We start from the raw sequence: 17508 nt of genomic DNA, 5'->3' as shown, positions 1-17508 counted from the left end.
ATGAGCCAGCTGAAGATTACGAATGTTCAGACCATACTGACTGCGCCGGGTGGCATTGATTTAGTGGTTGTTAAAATTGAAACCAGCGAGCCCGGTTTGTACGGTCTGGGCTGTGCTACGTTTACGCAGCGTATCCACGCAGTGGCTGCGGCGATCGACAATTATATGAAGCCATTCCTGCTGGGCAAAGATCCCGCCCGCATTGAGGATATCTGGCAATCTGCAGCGGTAAGTGGCTACTGGCGCAATGGCCCGGTGATGAATAATGCACTGTCTGGCGTGGATATGGCACTTTGGGACTTAAAGGGCAAGGTAGCCGGTTTACCGGTGTATGAACTGCTTGGCGGAAAATGTCGGGATGGCGTGGCGCTATACCGGCACTGCGACGGCGCTGATGAAATTGAAGTCGAAGACAACATACGCGAGCGCATGGAAGAGGGCTATCAATACGTCCGCTGCCAGATGGGCATGTACGGCGGAGCCGGAACGGACGACCTGCGTTTGATTGCTGGTAAACTGGCAAAAGCGCGTAATATTCAGCCCAAAATTTCGCCGCGGACGCAAACGCACGGGGTTTATTTCGATCCTGATGCTTATGCGCGTGCGGTGCCGCGCTTGTTTGATCATCTGCGTAATAAGCTCGGCTTCGGTGTGGAGTTTATCCATGATGTGCATGAAAGAATCACACCCATTGCCGCAATTCAGATGGCAAAATCCCTCGAACCTTATCAGCTATTTTTCCTTGAAGATCCGGTTGCGCCAGAGAACATTGACTGGCTGGATAAAATGCGTGCACTGAGCAGCACCCCGATTGCCATGGGTGAACTCTTTACTCAGATAAACGAGTGGAAGCCACTGATTCAGAATCACTTAATCGATTATATTCGTTGTCATGTCAGTACCATTGGCGGAATCACACCAGCGAAAAAACTGGCAACCTTTGCCGAACTTTACGGTGTCAGAACTGCATGGCATGGTCCGGGTGATATTTCCCCAGTTGGCGTGGCCGCCAATCTCCATATTGATTTAAGCATCACTAATCTCGGCATTCAGGAATACACGCCGGTTAATGAAGCATTGATGGACGTGTTCCCGGGTTGTCCGGAGATTGACAGAGGTTATGCTTATCTCAGCGATCGTCCTGGGCTGGGCGTTGATATTGATCTGAAAGAGGCCGCTAAATATCCGGTGCTCGGGGATATCCCGGAATGGACGAACGCCCGCCTGCCAGATGGAACGGCCGCTCGGCCCTGAAAGGGTGATCGATACTGAAAGACAGATGAGTGTGAGAACTTAACAAGCATATCGGCCCGATATCAGATCCGGATGATATTTATAATCTTTAAATAATTATGAGTCGATATGCTCCATTTTTTATAAAGTGCTTCCGGAAAATTAATACATTTTAATGCTTTGATCGTCCGCTTTTGGCACACAGCGGACTGACGGCAGGCCAATGTCCGCTGTGTGCCAAAAGCGGACATTAACCATTCAGATAATTCCAGTCGGGTTTGAAATGCGTATCCGCCAGCCCTTATCCGCCCCTTGTTCCATCAACTGTGTAGCGATACCGCAATCACATTTTTGAGTACCATCACCTGACGTTGTAGTAAGCGACCATTTGATGATGGCAAGAATCAGGTCACCCGAAGGGATGAGAGTTTGGATTCGGTTTCTGATTATTGGCCTCGGTTCTATCAACGTGTTTAAAGCCATACGCAATGCAACGGGATCACTTTCGATGACAACGTTGCTGGGCATTCTCATCGTTGCACGATTACTGAAAACAGACATTAATGCGTCAATTTTTCCGCCATTAAATGCTTCATCAAATGCAGCAATGGTTTCAACTGGCGATCTATGGACAGTGTCGCGTTTCTCAACCGAAGCGGCGAAACTGGATATGTAGCCTGCAATTTCTTGAGGTGATTCCAGAGGCGAAAGATGTCCTGTGCCATGAACCATCATCATTGCTGCGTGAGGAATGCGAGGCAATAGCTCTCTTTCCAAGGTTTCTGGCGTATCGACCCGGTCCAGCTCCCCTGTTATGACTCTCACCGGAACATTAATGAAAGCAACTTCACTAGTAATGTCTTCGCGCATCGCGATGTCGGGCCAGGCGGCTTTCGCTTCAGCACTGGCGCTCAGACTGTCTTCAATGACCTGCTCACGGAGCGCCGGGCTAAGCGGCCTCGACGTCAGAACATTGTCGATAACAAACTCGACTGATTCACGACTGCTATATGCACTGGTAAGCCTGTCGCGATCTTCTTTAGAAAGCATCATGGGCGAAGGAGGAGAGGGTGCAATTAACAAGAGCCCTTCAAGGCCTTGAGGCCGACGGGATGCCATTAATTGGGCAACTTTCCCTCCCATTGAGTGGCCAATCAGGATATAGCGTTTGAGCTTTAGCGCGGCAATCACGCCTTCAGCATCACTGGCAAGGTCCTCAATCCGGTATCCTGACTTCGGCGCATCTGATAAACCCCAGCCACGGTGATCGATAGCGACCGTGTGGTAGTGATCAGGTAACCGAGCTATCACGCTCTGCCACGTTCGGGATGATCCGCCATAGTAATGCAGGAACACCAGTGCAAGTTCGCCGTGACCATGTTGCTGCACATTAATACCAGTATCGTTCACTGTAATTTTCATTATTTCATTCTCCTCATGGTTTAAAACAATGTTAATTACAGTTCTTATAAATGATAATTGGCTCAATAGTGTTTGCAGTCGATAGCCATATTATCGAATGGTGCGTGTAATGGACAAGTTGACCAGTATGAGGATTTTTATCGCGTCAGTTGAGGAAGGCAGTTTTGCTGCGGCCGCAAGACGTTTTAAGCTTTCATCTGCCATGGCAGGAAAACATGTCAGTGCTTTAGAATCTGATTTAAACGTGCGGCTTATTCAGCGCTCTACACGCCGTCTGAGCCTGACGGATGCTGGTCAGCGATATTATGACCGCTGCAAAGTGATTATCGAGGCTCTGGATGACGCGGATAGGGAAGCCAGTGACATTCAGGCCACTCCCCGGGGATTGTTACGCATCGCCGCCCCTCTTGCCTTCGGTGAAATGCATCTTGGGACGATTGTGTCACGCTATCTTGAGCAATTTCCGGAAGTCAGTGCGAATGTTGTTCTTGAGGATAAGTATATTGATTTGCTTGAGGAACGGATTGATGTAGCCATACGCATAGGAAATCTGGACGATCCGACGCTTGTCACCCGACGTCTGGCACCATGCAGAATGGTTTTTTGTGCATCAACAGGCTTTCTGAACAAATACGGCATGCCTGAAACGCCAGAAGACATCTCGCGTATGCCCCGCCTGGCGTTCAGTCAGGCCATTTCTGCCGGAGACTGGACAATCTATGACGCAGATAACAGGCCGTACACTATTGAAAACCGCTGCCGGCTCACATCAAACAATATCCATTTGTTGATGGACGCAGCCCTGGCAGGAACAGGGATTGTGTATGGTCCCTGTTTTGTTTTTCAGGAGCACATAAGGCAGGGTCAGCTGATTGAGCTACTGCCAGATTACAGAACATCTGAGCTTACCATTCAGGCAGTTTATCCGAGTGCGCTCCGCATTCCTTTTAAGGTTCGCACCTTCGTTGATTTTATTGCTGATGATTTGAAAGCTATGCCGCTTTGAGATGCGGGAACTTGAACAAACATGTGATAATGCCCGCATTTGGCACAACGCTGACGTCATTGTTCAAGCATTATTTTTTACCCTGGCTTTACAGCGCTTATTCCATCTTTAAAACAACAATTGCCATGCATCTGATCAGTCAGTGACCCTGTTAGCTTACAGGCAATGAACCAGTGCAGAGGGCAAAGCTCCCCTGTTAAGACGGATGATAAAATGAAGGGGGCTGTCCCGTAACCCGACGGAACATCGTCGCGAAGGAAGATCCATTGTCATAACCAAGTGACAACGCGACTTCATTTACCGGTGTGCCCGTTAGCAGCATTGCCAGGGCGCTCACCACACAGGCTCGCTGACGCCATGTAGAGAACGACATGCCGGTTTGCTGCCGGAAATGGCGACGAAATGAGCTGCCGCTCATGAACATCGCCTTGGCCCAGCGTTCAGCCGGATCGTGAATGGCTGGGGCGAGTAAAAAAGCCTGACATAGCGTTAACAACGCGGGCTGCTGTGGCAAAGGGATCTCGAACGCGCGCACCGGCATTGACGCCACCTCAAGCAGCATCAAATCTGTCAGCGCCCGATCGCGTGCGCTCTCGTAGAGCGGCGGCAAGTCCACGGCCTCCAGCAGTAGCTGCCGCAAGAGCGGCGATACGGCCATGACTTCGCAGCGGCTCATGTTACGCAATCTGGCCGCGCATGCGGGTTCGATATACAGGCTACGTGTCGTGACCCCTGCAAACCTGACAGCATGCAGGATTTCGGGGGGGATCCATACCGCATGCTGAGGCGGCACTACCCATTCCCCGTCGCGGGTTGAAACGTGCATCAGGCCGGTTGCGCCATACAGAAGCTGCGCACGGCGGTGCTGGTGTTGCGGCAGGACAAATCCCTGCACATAGTCGTTGCCGAGCGCTACCACTTCGCGGTCCAGCCGATCTAAATCGTCAATCTTCCCGTTTCGCACATCCGCCCCCATTTGACCATTTTGCAAGGGTAATCGAGCGCTGCACGAATGGGAAGGGAGGCACTGGCGAGATAAGCTGCAGCTTCATTTTTAGGCGGGGTGTCTCCTTGAACGAATTATTTATTATCGCACTTGCCGGTTTTACTACCGGTATAACCACGGTACTTTTTGGCTTTGGCGGTGGCTTTGTTGTGGTGCCTTTTGTTTACCAGTTGCTGGTGCGGCAGCCTCAGCTGGCAGGCAATGCGATGCATATTGCTGTGGGCACCTCGACAGCGGTGATGATTTTCAATGCGGGCTGGGTCAGCTACCAAAACTGGCGTGCAGGCAGGCTTTCTTCATCCATCCTGTTTCCGCTGATGTGGTTCATCGCTACAGGCGCGGTAGCCGGTTCCTGGCTGATGGGAATGATGAGCGAGGTACTGATCCGCGCGCTTTTTATCTTTTATATGCTGGCGACGATTGGAGACTGCCTGTTGCGCAAAGGCTTCTTCAGCAGCAACGCGCCGCGTCGTATGTCACTTTTGACGAGCACCGGCGGCGGTTTTCTAATCGGCATGATAGCCGCCTTGCTGGGCGTGGGCGGCAGCGTAATGACGGTACCGCTTTTACGACGACATGGACATGCGATGCGTGAGTGTATCAGCACGGCCAACCCGCTTTCCCTGCCGGTAGCGCTGTGCGGTGCGATGACCTATGCGATAAACGGCTGGCATAAAATTCCGTCAGACGGCTTTGTGGGATTTATCAGCCTGAAAATTCTGGGCTTGCTCCTGGTGACCGGCTGGACAGGTATTATGTTCAGCCGCCGGACGCTCCCCGCCGTTCCCGATGTCTGGCACGCGCGAATCTACGTGATGCTGCTGTGCATGGTGCTGTTGTTAATATTGTTTTAGGTAAACATTGTTTTGATTTTACATAAGCAATGTCTGTATGAGCATCCGTTGCTGGCACATAGTGGACATTCAGTCCGGTTATTTCATGCCTTCATGCAGCGAACGAAGCTGGTGAGTAATGCACAGACAGTTCCTGAATGCCGCTTTAGCGGCATGGAGGCGCCAGACGATGTCAGAGCAGGGTACAGTGGTCAGACGGCGCCGTACGCCCGGCGCAGCCGGTTACTGACTGATATATCGCGCTACCCACCCCCTTCCTGCTAAGCCAGACGGCCTCAAAGCGACGATTACGCAAATTTAATCCCGTAGCCCCGGTGAGCGGGCTGGACGGCGCAGAGCGACGTACAGGGCGTGATTTCCGGGGTCTTGGTTTTACTGTTCACTGTGAACAGTAAAACTTAGAGGATTAGTTACACCATCCATTAAAGCCACTCCTGTTCCGGCCCGAAGGGCCGGGGCGGGGGCGGCTTGTTAATGGGCACTCCCAGCTTCAGGTTTGCTCCGGTTCCGGCTGAGAGGGGCTGGAGGTTTCAGGACTGCCTGGGCGCGGTTTTTTAGCTTGTTTATGGGTGTTGTAACTAAATAGGGTATACTACGCCCGCCACCGGCGGGAGCTACTTCAGGTTCTGAGCGTCGGGGACGCCTGCTGCCGCTGCAAGCGAAGGCATAATTCATCCCCACAAAAGCCCGGATGAAAACCTTATTTTCTTTTTGATTATTTCTTTACTGACCGAAGGTCAGGAATGTCTTGCGGGTAACTTCTGACTCGTTTGCAGCTAGGGTTAACTTTCCGATTGCGGGTAAATGTGGATAAAAAAAACAGAGCCGCAATGGCCGGCAATTTTTACTTTAAGCCCGGGCTTTATGTTGCGGCAGCGGGATAAAAAACAGGGGGTTCAGTACGCGGCACAAACGACTTTACCGCCAGTCAAGGCGGTTAAATCAGGCAGGTGAAGTCAGTGAACGACGTCGGGAGGCGCAGGCTCGTAGCCGAGTCCCAGCTCCAGCTGGTTAAGATGCTGCCACACCAGGTGATCGAAGCTGTCAGCATCGAGGCTGATCAGTTCATGGTTCGGCCGCGTGCGGATGAGCCAGCTGGCCATCGTGCTGCGCCGTTCATCGAGTGGCAGTTTACCCAGCTTATTCCGCCGTTTCTCCCGTACGGCCTTTTCGCGCCGGCTCAGCAGCGTCGCCATACGGGCTTTTTCATACCAGCGCCGGCGGGCCGCCCGGACGGAGTCACGCGTTCCGGGTTCAAGAATCCCTTCCTCTTCAGCCTCAATGCGAAGATTACGCTGCAGTAGCAGCTTATCCATGTTGACGCCACACAGCTGCCAGAAACGCTCCGTGAGTATGATATGCCGGGGCATCCAGTACTGTTCAACCGGGTCCCATTCCAGCTCTGGCATTTCGATAAGGCCAAATCTGGCCAGTTCCGGGAACAGACGTGACAGCCGGCAGGGTTCGACCCGGGTTTCGGGAATGACATTGCCTTCACTGTCTTTCGGGCTAAGTTCACTGGCCAGCCGGCTGACATTGACCGTCACGACCCATGTGGCCATGTCGGCTCGCTGAACAAGCAGAGGGAATAATGCATCGATAAGCGCACGCCGTTCCGGACGAAAGTGCCGATCGCGACCCGCGGCTTTGCGGTACTGCGTGAAGTAAGGATGAAGCGACGCCCGGAAGCGCAGCGTCCATTTGCCGCTGGTCTTATCTTTAACGACCAGACGACGCATGGCGTGGCCAAATTCACCCGGAAGCGGACGATAGCCGTCAGGCGCGAACCACCGGGGTTCAGGGCATTTGCAGGTGACATCATGATCGCCGCGGCGACGTCTGTCATTTTCTGAGGTCGGGCTGTTTTTCCCGATTAAAATGCGGTCATTCACCCTGTCCCGTACTTATGGCGGACAGGGGTTGTCTTATAAATAGCATGCGTTATAATCCTTCACAGGCGCAGCGCCTGCTTTTGGACCCCCTGATTTCTGACTTCTCCCGCCAAGTTGATGACAGAATCAGGGGGTTTTTGCATTCAGAGTCCGGTAAAACGCAGACTCCATACCCTGGACGTTTTTGCGGATACGTCCTATCCGGTTAATTCTTTCCCGCGCCGCGCATGATCGGCTACAGGTTTGCTGCAAACCCTCATCTTCAACCACCACAGTATTCGATAAGGATCTAAAAAGGATCGCCGCCCGGCGAATTCTGAAAAGAATACCCATCTCACCCGCTTAAATCCAGCACAGTTTACGTATCGCGCGAATCGTATGGATAAAAAAAATCACTGATAAACTGCATTCTGACCGCCCTCACGTTAATGGTCTGACTTAATCCAAATCACGCGTCTGGCGGGACGGTGCAACCAGGAGGGATGTCTGAAAGGGGTTTTTCTGATATTCAGTAGCAGGCTGTACTGGGATCTCAGATCATGACGTTAACAATACGGCGGGCAGATCGGACAGGCTGAGGCGTACCGCAGCATCGCGAGGAACGAACAGCCTGAGCGGTCTGGCCGTCATGGGGTATATTTATTATCTGACTGGCGGTTGATGACTGGTGTTGTTAGATAAGATTTGTTTGTCTTCTCGTGTTTCGGTCATGGACACGTGTTCAGGGTTCTGTTTCTTCGGGCCATAGTTTTATCCCTTCTCTGCCCGTACGATGGCCTGCTGCAGGACCTGCGCATTAACAACGCCTGGAATAACCGTGGTGTTATCTGGCGTGGCGTTCTCTGCAGGCATCACGATAATGCCCGGAGTGCCCGTCAGCCCCAGCATCTCAGCCAGCTCAGCATTTTTCTCAATAGTCTGGCCAGATACAGAATTACCGTCATCTACAGCATCACCGCCACCGGCAGCAACGGCGGCTTTATCAATATCTTCTGCCGTCAGTTTTCCTTCGTTATGTCCGGTCCGGTAGATGCCATTATGAAACTTCATATATGCCTCAGCGCCATGTTGCCTGTAAATATCCAGGCCTCGGTGTGAAGCCTGCATTGATTCCGGATAGCGAGCGGCAAAAATGGTCCAGTCGCGGAATGCAAAGCGCACACCGGCGTTTGCAGCCATCACCTTTTCCATCACCGGCGCCATCATGCTGCAGGCAATACATTCATAGTCAACGAATTCAGTTACGATGACTTTTGAGTCCGCTGGCCCTTTGACGGGCACGCCATCCAGCTGCATCAGCAGCCGGTGTGTTTTCAGCGCTGACTGCACGTAAGCCTGCTGCTGCAGAGCCTGCTGCCGCGCCTGCAGCTTTCTGCTCACCTCAAGGAGCACGTCTGGGTGCGCGACCAGATAGTCTGCTGCAATCTCGCCGATGCGGGCCTGCTGCTCCGGGGTAAACTCTTCAACGCCGGCGGCACCGGACTGTGCAGAAAACAACGAAGCGCTCATGGCCAGCGCAATGGTGGCCATCTTTAGGGTCTGTTTCATGATTGATCTCATATGCCCATGCGGGGCTGCTGAAAAGAGGCGGCCATACTGAGTACGGCCGCAGAGAGTGTTAACGTTCTTTCTGTATATGACGGGTAATTTCCGGACCAGGTAACTCTCTGTCAGGCTCGCGCCCCCGTGATTCCGGAGGCAGACTGACTTGAGCCTGGCGGTCGAGTTCGCGCGCAGCATTTGCCAGCGCAGCCGACGGTATTTCCTGCTGAGCAGTTTTAACTGCAGCCCGCGAGCGGTTAAGTTCTTCCTGCACATCCCGGACCACCGCAGCCGGGGTCGCGACGTCGTTGCCGGCTGAAGCAGCCTGCCTGACGCTGTCCGGTATACCGCTGACTGACAGAGCACCGAGCACGGCGCGCACCGCAGCATCAGCAGAGCCATCTGGCGTTTCCGCCAGCGTTCGGGCAGCCTGTCGGACGAGCGAACTGTAATCCGGCTGCGATTCGCCCGGCAGGCGTGGCAGCTTCTGCGCCATAACTTCTGCTACACGTGCTGCAAGGTGGATGGCGAGAGTAATCTTATTCATTTCGTCCCGTCCGACTGATGCTGCCGGCTGGCCGGTTTTTTCCATCATATTGCTGTTGCTGACTGATTTTATTGCACTGCGCAACGTAGCCTGCTCATCCTGCTCTTTCTCTGTTCGTGGCAGAACGGCGAGCATCTCCTGTAACTCCGCTTTCACCTGGCTCAGCAGCGTGGTGTCCGGACGGCGTAGCTCTTCCGGATTGCCTCCTGTCACCTTCAGAAGCTGTGCGGACGGCATCTGACGGCTATGCACGATCAGCACACCCGCCTCCGGTTTTTCACGTGCAGCGGCAAATGCCTGCGTCAGATCGCTGACAAGCAGGATCTCGCCGCTGCGGCTCTTCTGCAGCATAGCTGCCTGTGCACCCCCGGTTACCAGCTGGCGATTCTGCCCTGTGATCAGAGTTCCCTTCTCTTGGCGCAACGGCACCATCGTCAGGCCCGCCGCTTTTCCGTTACCGTCGAACACAGGTAGGGCCAGATGAGGCTCCGGAAACTTTCTTGTCGGTGGGATAATGCGTGCCGTAACCGGACTACCGCGCAGGCCATTTGACTGCAGAAATGCGCGGCCTATTGCCGTTTTAGACGCGGGCTGACCCATCTCCCAGATCCGTCTGGCACGGTCGCGTTCCGGCTCGGGCGTGAGCGCGTCATGCGCAGTGGCCGGCCCGTCTTTTCCGGTTCTGAGCGTCTTTGTCCAGCCTGCTTTATCATCGGTAAAAATCTGGACATGATCCTTCGCACGCGAGACATTGATATAAAATGCCCGCGCACCGCTCATCTGCTCACGTGCGCCCTCAACACCTTCCAGTGCCAGTGAGTATCGGGCGCTGGCGCCCTGCGCGCCATAGCCGGTAACCGCCCAGCTGTAATCCACGTGCCGGTCAGCAAGCGTGGCTACTGGATCGATAACCTTCACTCCGCTGGCGTTACGCAGGACAATCTCACCGTTTCCGCGCAGTTCTTCCACGCGATACTGTTCGTGTGCGGCATGACCGGCCTGCTTCTGGGTTTTGCTCAGACGGACGCTGTCTCCCGTGCGCAGCTCTATTGAGCGAGTCTCAAATATCTCAATTTCCGTGGCGTTAAGTTCCTGCGGCGACCAGAACTGCGTACGTCCCGCTTCATCCTTTAGGGTGACATTGCCGTTAATCGGATCAACGCCGGTGACATGCAGGTAACGCTGATTGGCCATCACAACCTGCCCGACTTCCCAGTCGTCAATTCGGTTAAAGTCGTGCCGGCCGCCGTTAATGCGGTCCAGGACTGGGATGGTGCGGTACGCCTCGCCCAGCTCTTTTGATTCAACCATCGCATTATGAATACCCTCATTGATGGCTCTGCGATCTGCGTGCAGCTGAACCATGATCATTGTCTGTGCCCGGGCCTCATCGGTACGGCTCATAAAGTCAGCCACGATGCTGGACACCGGGCTTGCTGACTCAACAACTGAGCCGGATGGCAGAACCATACCCGGCCTGCGGGGAACAACCTCCGGCGACACCTTTTCAATATTTCTCAGCGCCGCCGCGAAATCATTACTGATGATGCTGTAAACCGCAGATTTCAGGTCCGGATCGCGCTGGCGCACGATTTCCTTCATCACCGCCACGTCAATCGGGCTCCTCTCCTGCATCAGCTGGAACGGCGCACCGCTCTCGGGCGACTGCAGCTGTGCAACATCTCCTACCGGCACGGCGCGGCCGTTTCCGGCGGCGATCGCGCGGTACGCCGCCGCAGTGTCCTGGTTACCAATCATGGATGACTCATCGATAAGAAATAGCATGTTGTCATAGCGGACGTCCTCACCGGCCGCGCTGCGCATCTGCCAGTCCAGCACAAAGGACTTAAGCGTCTGCGCATCGATGCCGGTCCCCGCCATTTCTTTCACTGCCCGGTGAGTCGGCCCCAGGCCTATAATGACCGGACGCGCATCAGCCGGCAGGGTATCGATAGCCGCTTTTACCGCATTAAACTGGGTCGTTTTACCGACGCCTGCATACCCCTGTACGGCAGTAAACCGATCAGGACTCTGCAGAATTAGCGAGGTAGCCTCTTTCTGACCTTGAGTCAGGCCTGACAGAAGGGCTGGATCAACCTGTGCCATCAGTGGCACCTGCGTGTTTTTACCCCGCTCGACTTCACTCACTATGGCTTTTTCCATCTCCCACGTGGAGCGCGCAACGAAGTGAGGTCCGGAGCCGGTATGCACCTCAATAAGATCGCCTTCCTTAACCTGCCGGGCAATTTCACTTTCGATAAGCTTCAGGTCACCGCAGAATGTCAGCGCCTCATCCAGCAGTTTGGTCCACGAGAAAGCGACGTCCCGCATCTGCGCCACGCCGCGCGTTACGGCTTTCTGTGCGTCTGAAAGCAGCTGCTTATTGAGCGTGTCCACAGCCTCGCTGGCATCCTCCTTTCCACTGGCCTGACGGACCAGCGACAGCGGTGACCGCGTGGAGCGCATGCGCCCCAGTTTTTCTTCTGCACGGGTCAGCGCTTCGCCGGTAAAAATTTCCGCCTCATGGCCAGACTGTGCCAGCGCATTGATCATATTTACCGACAAATCCTGAGCGCCCAGGCTGGCCAGCACCGTGCCGCGATCGTTGTCACGGCTGCCGGGCGCGCTGACATATCCATAAGTCACGTAAAGCGGCCGGGACGCATCCAGCCGCAGTGGCTTTTGCTGCCCTTCGCGCTGCACGATGAGCGTGCCATTTTCAATAGCAGTGACTGCGAGGCGATCACGCGCCTTCAGGCCTGCATGCTTATCGCCGGCAAGCGCAAACAGGCGCTCTCCGGCGGCAACCTCAACGTTGTTCTGCGTAAACAGCCGCCAGTCGCCGGAGAGTGCGCTGAGTTTTACCCGTGACAGCACGCCGTCCCCGTCAATCAGTGAGAGCATGCGGGTCTCATCATGCACGCGGTCGATGACGTAGTGCCGCGTTTCGTTTTTCTCTGACCGGTCCTCCAGCACCATACCGGCGCGATAAATATGAGGTAGACGGCGCTCTTTAGCCGTCACAAACACCGGGGTACGCGCCACGATGCTGACCGAATCCTGTCCCAGCCTGCCGGCATCCTGCAGCGCTCTCCTGATAACACCGGTCAACTGGGCCTGCTCGCGTGGGCCTGTAACAATGGCCGTAATGGGACCCTCTGCAGGGTCCATACCGGCGTAACGCTGGGCCAGCGCCTGATAGCGGTCGCGTTTGTCCTGAATACTGGTCACACGGACCTCGATTCCGTCAGACGGTGCGTTCAGGCTCTGACGCTTCACGCCCGCAGCCGTCAGCACGGACAGGGCGTTCGCATTTGACTGCCGACCGGCGCTGTCCAGAAAGAGGAGCTGCGCATTCTGCTGATGCGCCTCACCTGTGAGGACCAGCATTTCTTTCAGGCTAAGTTTTTCCGCGCTCTCAACGATGACTGTACTCTGCGGCATTAGGCTAAAAGTGCCATCAAGCATCCGGCTGCGGTGGAGCAGCCGATCAGTGAGCTCAGGTGTTTTGGCAAAGCTAAGTGCGCGCTCGGCCGAACTGGCCAGCACGCTAACTTCCCGCCCCTGTTCCCGTGACATTGTCACCAGCATCTCCGTAACCTCACGCAGCCGTCCGACTGATGCAGGAGCACTGATGATAACGGCGGGCTCCCGGGCAATATGCCCAGGATGCCCGGAGGACAGAATGCCGTCCGGACTGAAATTAATTACCCTGTTCTCTTTCATAATGTCCGCCGCCAGCGACTGCACTGATAGCTCATCAAGCAGGTGGATGTGTGAGGTAAATACGCCTTTATCACCGTCCAAAGGTACTAGCAGGTTTTCATGGATTGACTGGTCAAGCGCTGTACGCAGATCCGGGATGGTGTTTTGTAGTTCACCGGCATTATGAGCGGTCAGCAGAAGATCACCGTAAGTAAACCGCGTTTTACTGTCGCTCAACACGGAAATGGCGGTGCGGACCGCCTCAATCGCCGACACAGGGGCCTCCTGCAACTCTTTCGCTTCAGGACGAGACATTTCACGTTCGTGCGCTCTATTTATCACGCCCTGAATATCAAAGCCGGTGTCTTCCATCTGGCGCTGCCAGCGCGCCTGCAGCCGGGCACGTCCATCGGCTGTTTCAGGCTTAGCGATAGGGTCATCCTGAATCTGTGCTGACGGCGCTGGCCTTTCCTTATCCGCGGTTGCACTGGCTTTTTTTGCGACTGAAAGCGTACCCTCCAGCTCAGGCTCTGCCGGCAACTCTCTATCCTGTTCAGACGGCGTTAGAGATTCTTCATCCATCATCTCAGGGACTTTTTTTGCAGTTGACAGCGTGCTCTCTGGGCCAGATCCTGCCGTTACATCTTTATCCTGTGCTGATGGGGTTGAAAGTTCTTTATCCGTGGTTTCAGGAATATTATCTGTGGCTGCTTCTGTGCGCTCCCTTGCTGGCTCAGCCAGCACAGGTACAACGGAAGTACCAGTCCGGGTACGCTCCGGTGCAGCTTCGTCCCCGCCATAGCGGCTGATATCCTGCTTGCGCTGGCGGGTATCGAGTGCGGCCACGTCGCGGCTTTTCAGTGAGGCATCCTCGCCGGCGCGCGCGTGGATTTCCCGGTGGCGCGAGGAAAACTCCTCCAGCACCGCTTCCGTAAAGCCCTTTATCTCCCATAAGTCATGACGGCCGCCGGTTGGCACGGTTTCATAGCCGATAGACTCAGCCTTGCCTTTAAGCACATTGCGGTAGATTTTGCCGTACGCTATCTGATTGCGGTACGCCGTTTCGATAAAGCCAGCACCATGAATGGTGTCGGTGGCCAGCGCCTTCCACTTGCCGTCCAACTCCGTGACGTTGGCCATCACCGCATGCGTGTGGATCTGCGGATCGAGGTTGCGGGAGGTGTCATGCGTGAACAGGGCGGCGACCATTTTACCGCTGGTCACGATGCGCGTGACGCCTTCCTTCGTGTCCCGGGCGCTTACCGTCTGCTCCATGATGGCCAGCGTTTCTTTTACCGCGTCATGATGTGCCTCCAGCAGGCGTTTATCGCCGCCGGCAAGGATAAGCATCGAGACGCTTTTGGGTGCTGAAAAGGTAAAGTCGTGCCCCGGGCGGTGCACGTGTGCCCCCTGCACTTCCTTACCCAGCATCACGCCGTTAGGCAGATTGCCGTGCAGAATGTCCGTAAACGTATCCAGGTCAACCGGACCCTCCAGGCCCAGCTCCCGAGCGCCCTCACCCATCCACTGCGTGGGCATATCATCCAGAAAGTAGTAGTTATCCTTGCTGCTGTAGTAGCCGGCAGCGTCGGCGGCCGAAGCCACTGGAGCAACGGTCATCATCGTTCATACCCTCCCGGGTCAAGGCTGTCACTCATCTCCTGATACGCGTCGTAGTCATCGCGGTGTCGCAGGATGTTCTTTTCGTCATCGGCCATGCGCGCATTGGCGTCGCTGTGCTGCCGGGCATCAGCCTCTTCGCGCTTTTCCTGGTCGGTTTTCCGCGGGCTGATGTGCCGGACGATAAGGCGGCCGCCGTCGTCTTTTTCCATCTGCATATTCAGCTCCGGAGCCTCACCCTGCGCAGCGCCGTCCTGCGGTGCTGCCTCATCAGCGTTGTCTTCGCTGTTTTGTGCTGCAGCCGCGCGGCTTTTGCGGCGCGCCAGCATGTCCAGCGCACTGGGTCCGGCTGACTTTGATTTCATGAGGGGGCGCACGACCGGCTTCAGCGTCTCCGGCGGCGATGCTTCCCTACCGATGTCTGCCGGTGCAACCGGCCGGACAGGTGCCGGCGGCGTTACTTCCGTTTCAGGCGATGTCTCTGCGGCAGTCTGCTTTGCCGGCAGCGGCTCAGCCTCAGCTGCAATGATCGGCGCGGGTACAGTACGCAGCGGGAACGGACGCACATTTGAGGGTGGCGGCGTATCACCTGCGGCCTCTGATGCTGTTGGTGCTGTAACCGGCATTACAGCTGGTACCGGCACCAAAACCTCCCGCTCAGCATGCAAAGCCGGGCGAACCACGGACGATTGAGCTTTTAACGGCGCAGCAGCGGATGAGACAGGCACAGACGCCGGCCCGGAGGTGTCAGGGGTACTGTCATCGTCTTCCAGTATTTCCTCGCCGGTCGGAAAGGAAATGTTTGCCGCGCGGGAACTGCGCTCATTGCTCTCGATGATGCGTTCGAGCTCCGGACTCAGCCGGTCACGGAAGTCGCGCTCAAGCAGTGCGGGGTGATACTTTTTCTGTCTGCGGTACTTCAGGTTCAGCTTCACCACCGGGTACTCGCCTGGCAGGCGCACATAGAACTGCAGGTTCGGCATCTTCATAATCTGGTCGTAGTCCACGATAGGCTCGTTGACCTTGTCCTTACTGATGGATATACCGTCACGCACCTGATCAAGACCGTAGCTGTTCTGCTCGCGAGCTTCGCGCCGGCGCTGATGTCCCAGCTCCTCTTCCACGATTTTGGCCACCTCAGCGCTTGGCGACCGGCCGTAGGCACGGGTGTTCAGCAGGTCAAAGATGGCTTTAGCCATCTCGCGGCCGTAAATGTGGATCAGCTGCGGCATGTTCTGAATGCCAATCACGAAACAGCCGCCGAACTTGCGCGCCTCGGCCAGCGTTTCGTTGAACTCCGGTATCTTCTGCAGGCTGGCGATCTCATCACCAACGAACCACACGCGCCTTTCGCTGTTCTCGCCCATGCTCTGCAGCAGCAGCGTAGCCAGCGACAGCCACATAGATATCAGGGGGCGCACCGCCTTGCGGTGGCGGGCCGTGGTGGAAATAAACAGCCAGCTGCTGTCGTACTGCGCATCGGTCATCCACTCGCGGATGCTGAACTCTGGCTTACCCTCCTTATCCAGCCCCTGCAGGTAGCGCAGCGACTTCGCGTAGTTGGTCAGCACCGAACGGATAGAGATGGCGGTCTTCTCGATTTTTTCCTCAACCAGGTTGGCCGAAGGAGTGTTTTTGAGAAACTCGCGCAGGCTTTTCAGATCGATGGAGAGACAGGTCTTCAGGAAAGTTTCGATGCTGCGGTCAGGACGGGACGCGAACTGCATGGCCGTGTCGCTGAAGATGGTGCGCGATGAGGACACCCAGAACGGGTCGGAGTCACCCTCAACCGGCATCAGCGCAGCCGTCATGTTCTCGTAGTCCACCACGTCCTGCGCCTCGCGCCACAATACCCAGTTCTCACAGCGGCTGTCGTGCGCGTTCAGAATTTTGTCCACGCGCTCGTCATAATGGGTTTCAATAAACGTACCGCCGGAATCGTAAACAATCGCCCGGTCGCCGCGCCGGCGGATGTAGTCCAGCAGCCAGCGGATGAGCGTGGACTTACCGACGCCGATGGTGCCGTGAATGAGATAGTTCATAACCTCGGCGTTCTTCACCATGTTCAGGCCGCCAATCTGCAGATCGGACTTCTCACCGGCCTTTTTAAGCAGCCGGTTGACCTCTTTAGGCTGGTCAGTAAGGGTCATGCCCGAGATAAACTCGTCCTCACTCTCTTTCTTACCGATGCGACCCACATACCAGGCAATAAGGCACCAGAGCAGGCTGGCGGTGATCCCGCAGGCGCTGGCGATGAAGCGCAGATTCGTCAGAAACTGGCGTCCCATGTCCTGCATCCACGGATTGACCAGCAACTGCGCGGGCGTCAGCTTTATCGTGCACAGCTGCGCACTCTCATCGCAGTGCCATAAAATGTCCCACGTGGCTTCCGCCGCACGCGGGGACAAGCTCAGTAATGAGTGGCTTGGCCATGCAGCCCAGTACCAGAAGCCGTTACGCAGCACATCGTCGGGTGTTGTCAGCCAGAACAGCACGCCGGTGGCTATCACGAACAGCAGCAGCATCCAGTGGAAAATCCAGTTACTGACCTGCGCAAACATACGCAGCCGGTAGGCCGTCATCTGGCCGCCCTGCGTCAGGTATTTGGGTGTAAAACTCATGAAGAACTCCGGATAGCACGCAGGCGCAGCCCGCCCGGAAAAACCGGGCAGGCTGACGGC

9 protein-coding genes are annotated in these 17508 nt (G+C 55.5%); 3 read left to right on the top strand and 6 right to left on the bottom strand.

Features of this window, described 5'->3' with window-relative positions; all coding sequences use genetic code 11:
• A complete protein-coding gene (locus ACNY69_RS20985) occupies nucleotides 1-1254 on the top strand; it encodes an enolase C-terminal domain-like protein (protein WP_418800191.1) in 1254 nt (417 codons plus the stop codon).
• A gap of 237 nt (nucleotides 1255-1491) precedes the next feature.
• Here ACNY69_RS20985 and ACNY69_RS20980 read toward each other — a convergent pair whose 3' ends face one another.
• Nucleotides 1492-2655 carry an alpha/beta fold hydrolase gene (locus ACNY69_RS20980; protein WP_418800188.1) on the bottom strand — a complete coding sequence of 388 codons (1164 nt, stop codon included), beginning with the start codon at nucleotides 2653-2655 and terminating at the stop codon, nucleotides 1492-1494.
• Between the two features lie 109 nt (nucleotides 2656-2764).
• Between ACNY69_RS20980 and ACNY69_RS20975 the strand changes: the two genes are divergently transcribed.
• Nucleotides 2765-3661: a LysR family transcriptional regulator gene (locus ACNY69_RS20975; protein WP_418800184.1), complete on the top strand. Its 897-nt coding sequence runs from the start codon at nucleotides 2765-2767 to the stop codon at nucleotides 3659-3661.
• A 196-nt stretch (nucleotides 3662-3857) separates the two neighbouring features.
• Here the strand turns inward: ACNY69_RS20975 and ACNY69_RS20970 are convergent, their stop codons facing one another.
• Nucleotides 3858-4625: an AraC family transcriptional regulator gene (locus tag ACNY69_RS20970; protein ID WP_418800263.1), complete on the bottom strand. Its 768-nt coding sequence runs from the start codon at nucleotides 4623-4625 to the stop codon at nucleotides 3858-3860.
• A 107-nt stretch (nucleotides 4626-4732) separates the two neighbouring features.
• On the opposite strand from ACNY69_RS20970, the gene ACNY69_RS20965 reads away from it, so the two are divergent.
• Nucleotides 4733-5521 carry a sulfite exporter TauE/SafE family protein gene (locus ACNY69_RS20965; protein ID WP_418800181.1) on the top strand — a complete coding sequence of 263 codons (789 nt, stop codon included), beginning with the start codon at nucleotides 4733-4735 and terminating at the stop codon, nucleotides 5519-5521.
• Between the two features lie 956 nt (nucleotides 5522-6477).
• On the opposite strand, the gene repA is transcribed toward ACNY69_RS20965, so the two are convergent.
• From repA to traD, 4 genes are all read right to left on the bottom strand, one after another.
• The gene (repA, locus tag ACNY69_RS20960) at nucleotides 6478-7413 is read right to left on the bottom strand and encodes a plasmid replication initiator RepA (RefSeq protein ID WP_418800178.1); all 936 of its coding nucleotides are present in this window, start codon (nucleotides 7411-7413) and stop codon (nucleotides 6478-6480) included.
• A gap of 750 nt (nucleotides 7414-8163) precedes the next feature.
• Entirely contained in the window at nucleotides 8164-8961 is a 798-nt protein-coding gene (locus ACNY69_RS20955) for a DsbA family protein (RefSeq protein ID WP_418800175.1), read from the bottom strand.
• Nucleotides 8962-9031: 70 nt separating this feature from the next.
• On the bottom strand, nucleotides 9032-14830 hold the full coding sequence (mobF, locus tag ACNY69_RS20950) for a MobF family relaxase (protein WP_418800172.1): 5799 nt from the start codon (nucleotides 14828-14830) through the stop codon (nucleotides 9032-9034).
• Nucleotides 14827-17448, bottom strand: a complete 2622-nt coding sequence (gene traD / locus ACNY69_RS20945; protein ID WP_418800170.1) for a type IV conjugative transfer system coupling protein TraD — start codon at nucleotides 17446-17448, stop codon at nucleotides 14827-14829. The genes mobF and traD overlap by 4 nt, the downstream gene beginning before the upstream one ends.
• Between the last annotated feature and the right edge of the window lie 60 nt (nucleotides 17449-17508).

This window comes from Pantoea graminicola (genome assembly GCF_048452665.1).
Taxonomy (GTDB): domain Bacteria; phylum Pseudomonadota; class Gammaproteobacteria; order Enterobacterales; family Enterobacteriaceae; genus Pantoea.
Note: the sequence above shows the minus strand (reverse complement) of the source record. Positions and strands in the feature narration are given on the sequence as shown.

Excerpts from the sequence above, each read along its gene's own strand:
- ACNY69_RS20985 (WP_418800191.1), top strand. The coding sequence starts at position 1 with ATGAGCCAGCTGAAGATTACGAATGTTCAGACCATACTGACTGCGCCG.
- ACNY69_RS20980 (WP_418800188.1), bottom strand. The coding sequence starts at position 2,655 with ATGAAAATTACAGTGAACGATACTGGTATTAATGTGCAGCAACATGGT.
- ACNY69_RS20975 (WP_418800184.1), top strand. The coding sequence starts at position 2,765 with ATGGACAAGTTGACCAGTATGAGGATTTTTATCGCGTCAGTTGAGGAA.
- ACNY69_RS20955 (WP_418800175.1), bottom strand. The coding sequence starts at position 8,961 with ATGAAACAGACCCTAAAGATGGCCACCATTGCGCTGGCCATGAGCGCT.
- mobF (WP_418800172.1), bottom strand. The coding sequence starts at position 14,830 with ATGATGACCGTTGCTCCAGTGGCTTCGGCCGCCGACGCTGCCGGCTAC.
- traD (WP_418800170.1), bottom strand. The coding sequence starts at position 17,448 with ATGAGTTTTACACCCAAATACCTGACGCAGGGCGGCCAGATGACGGCC.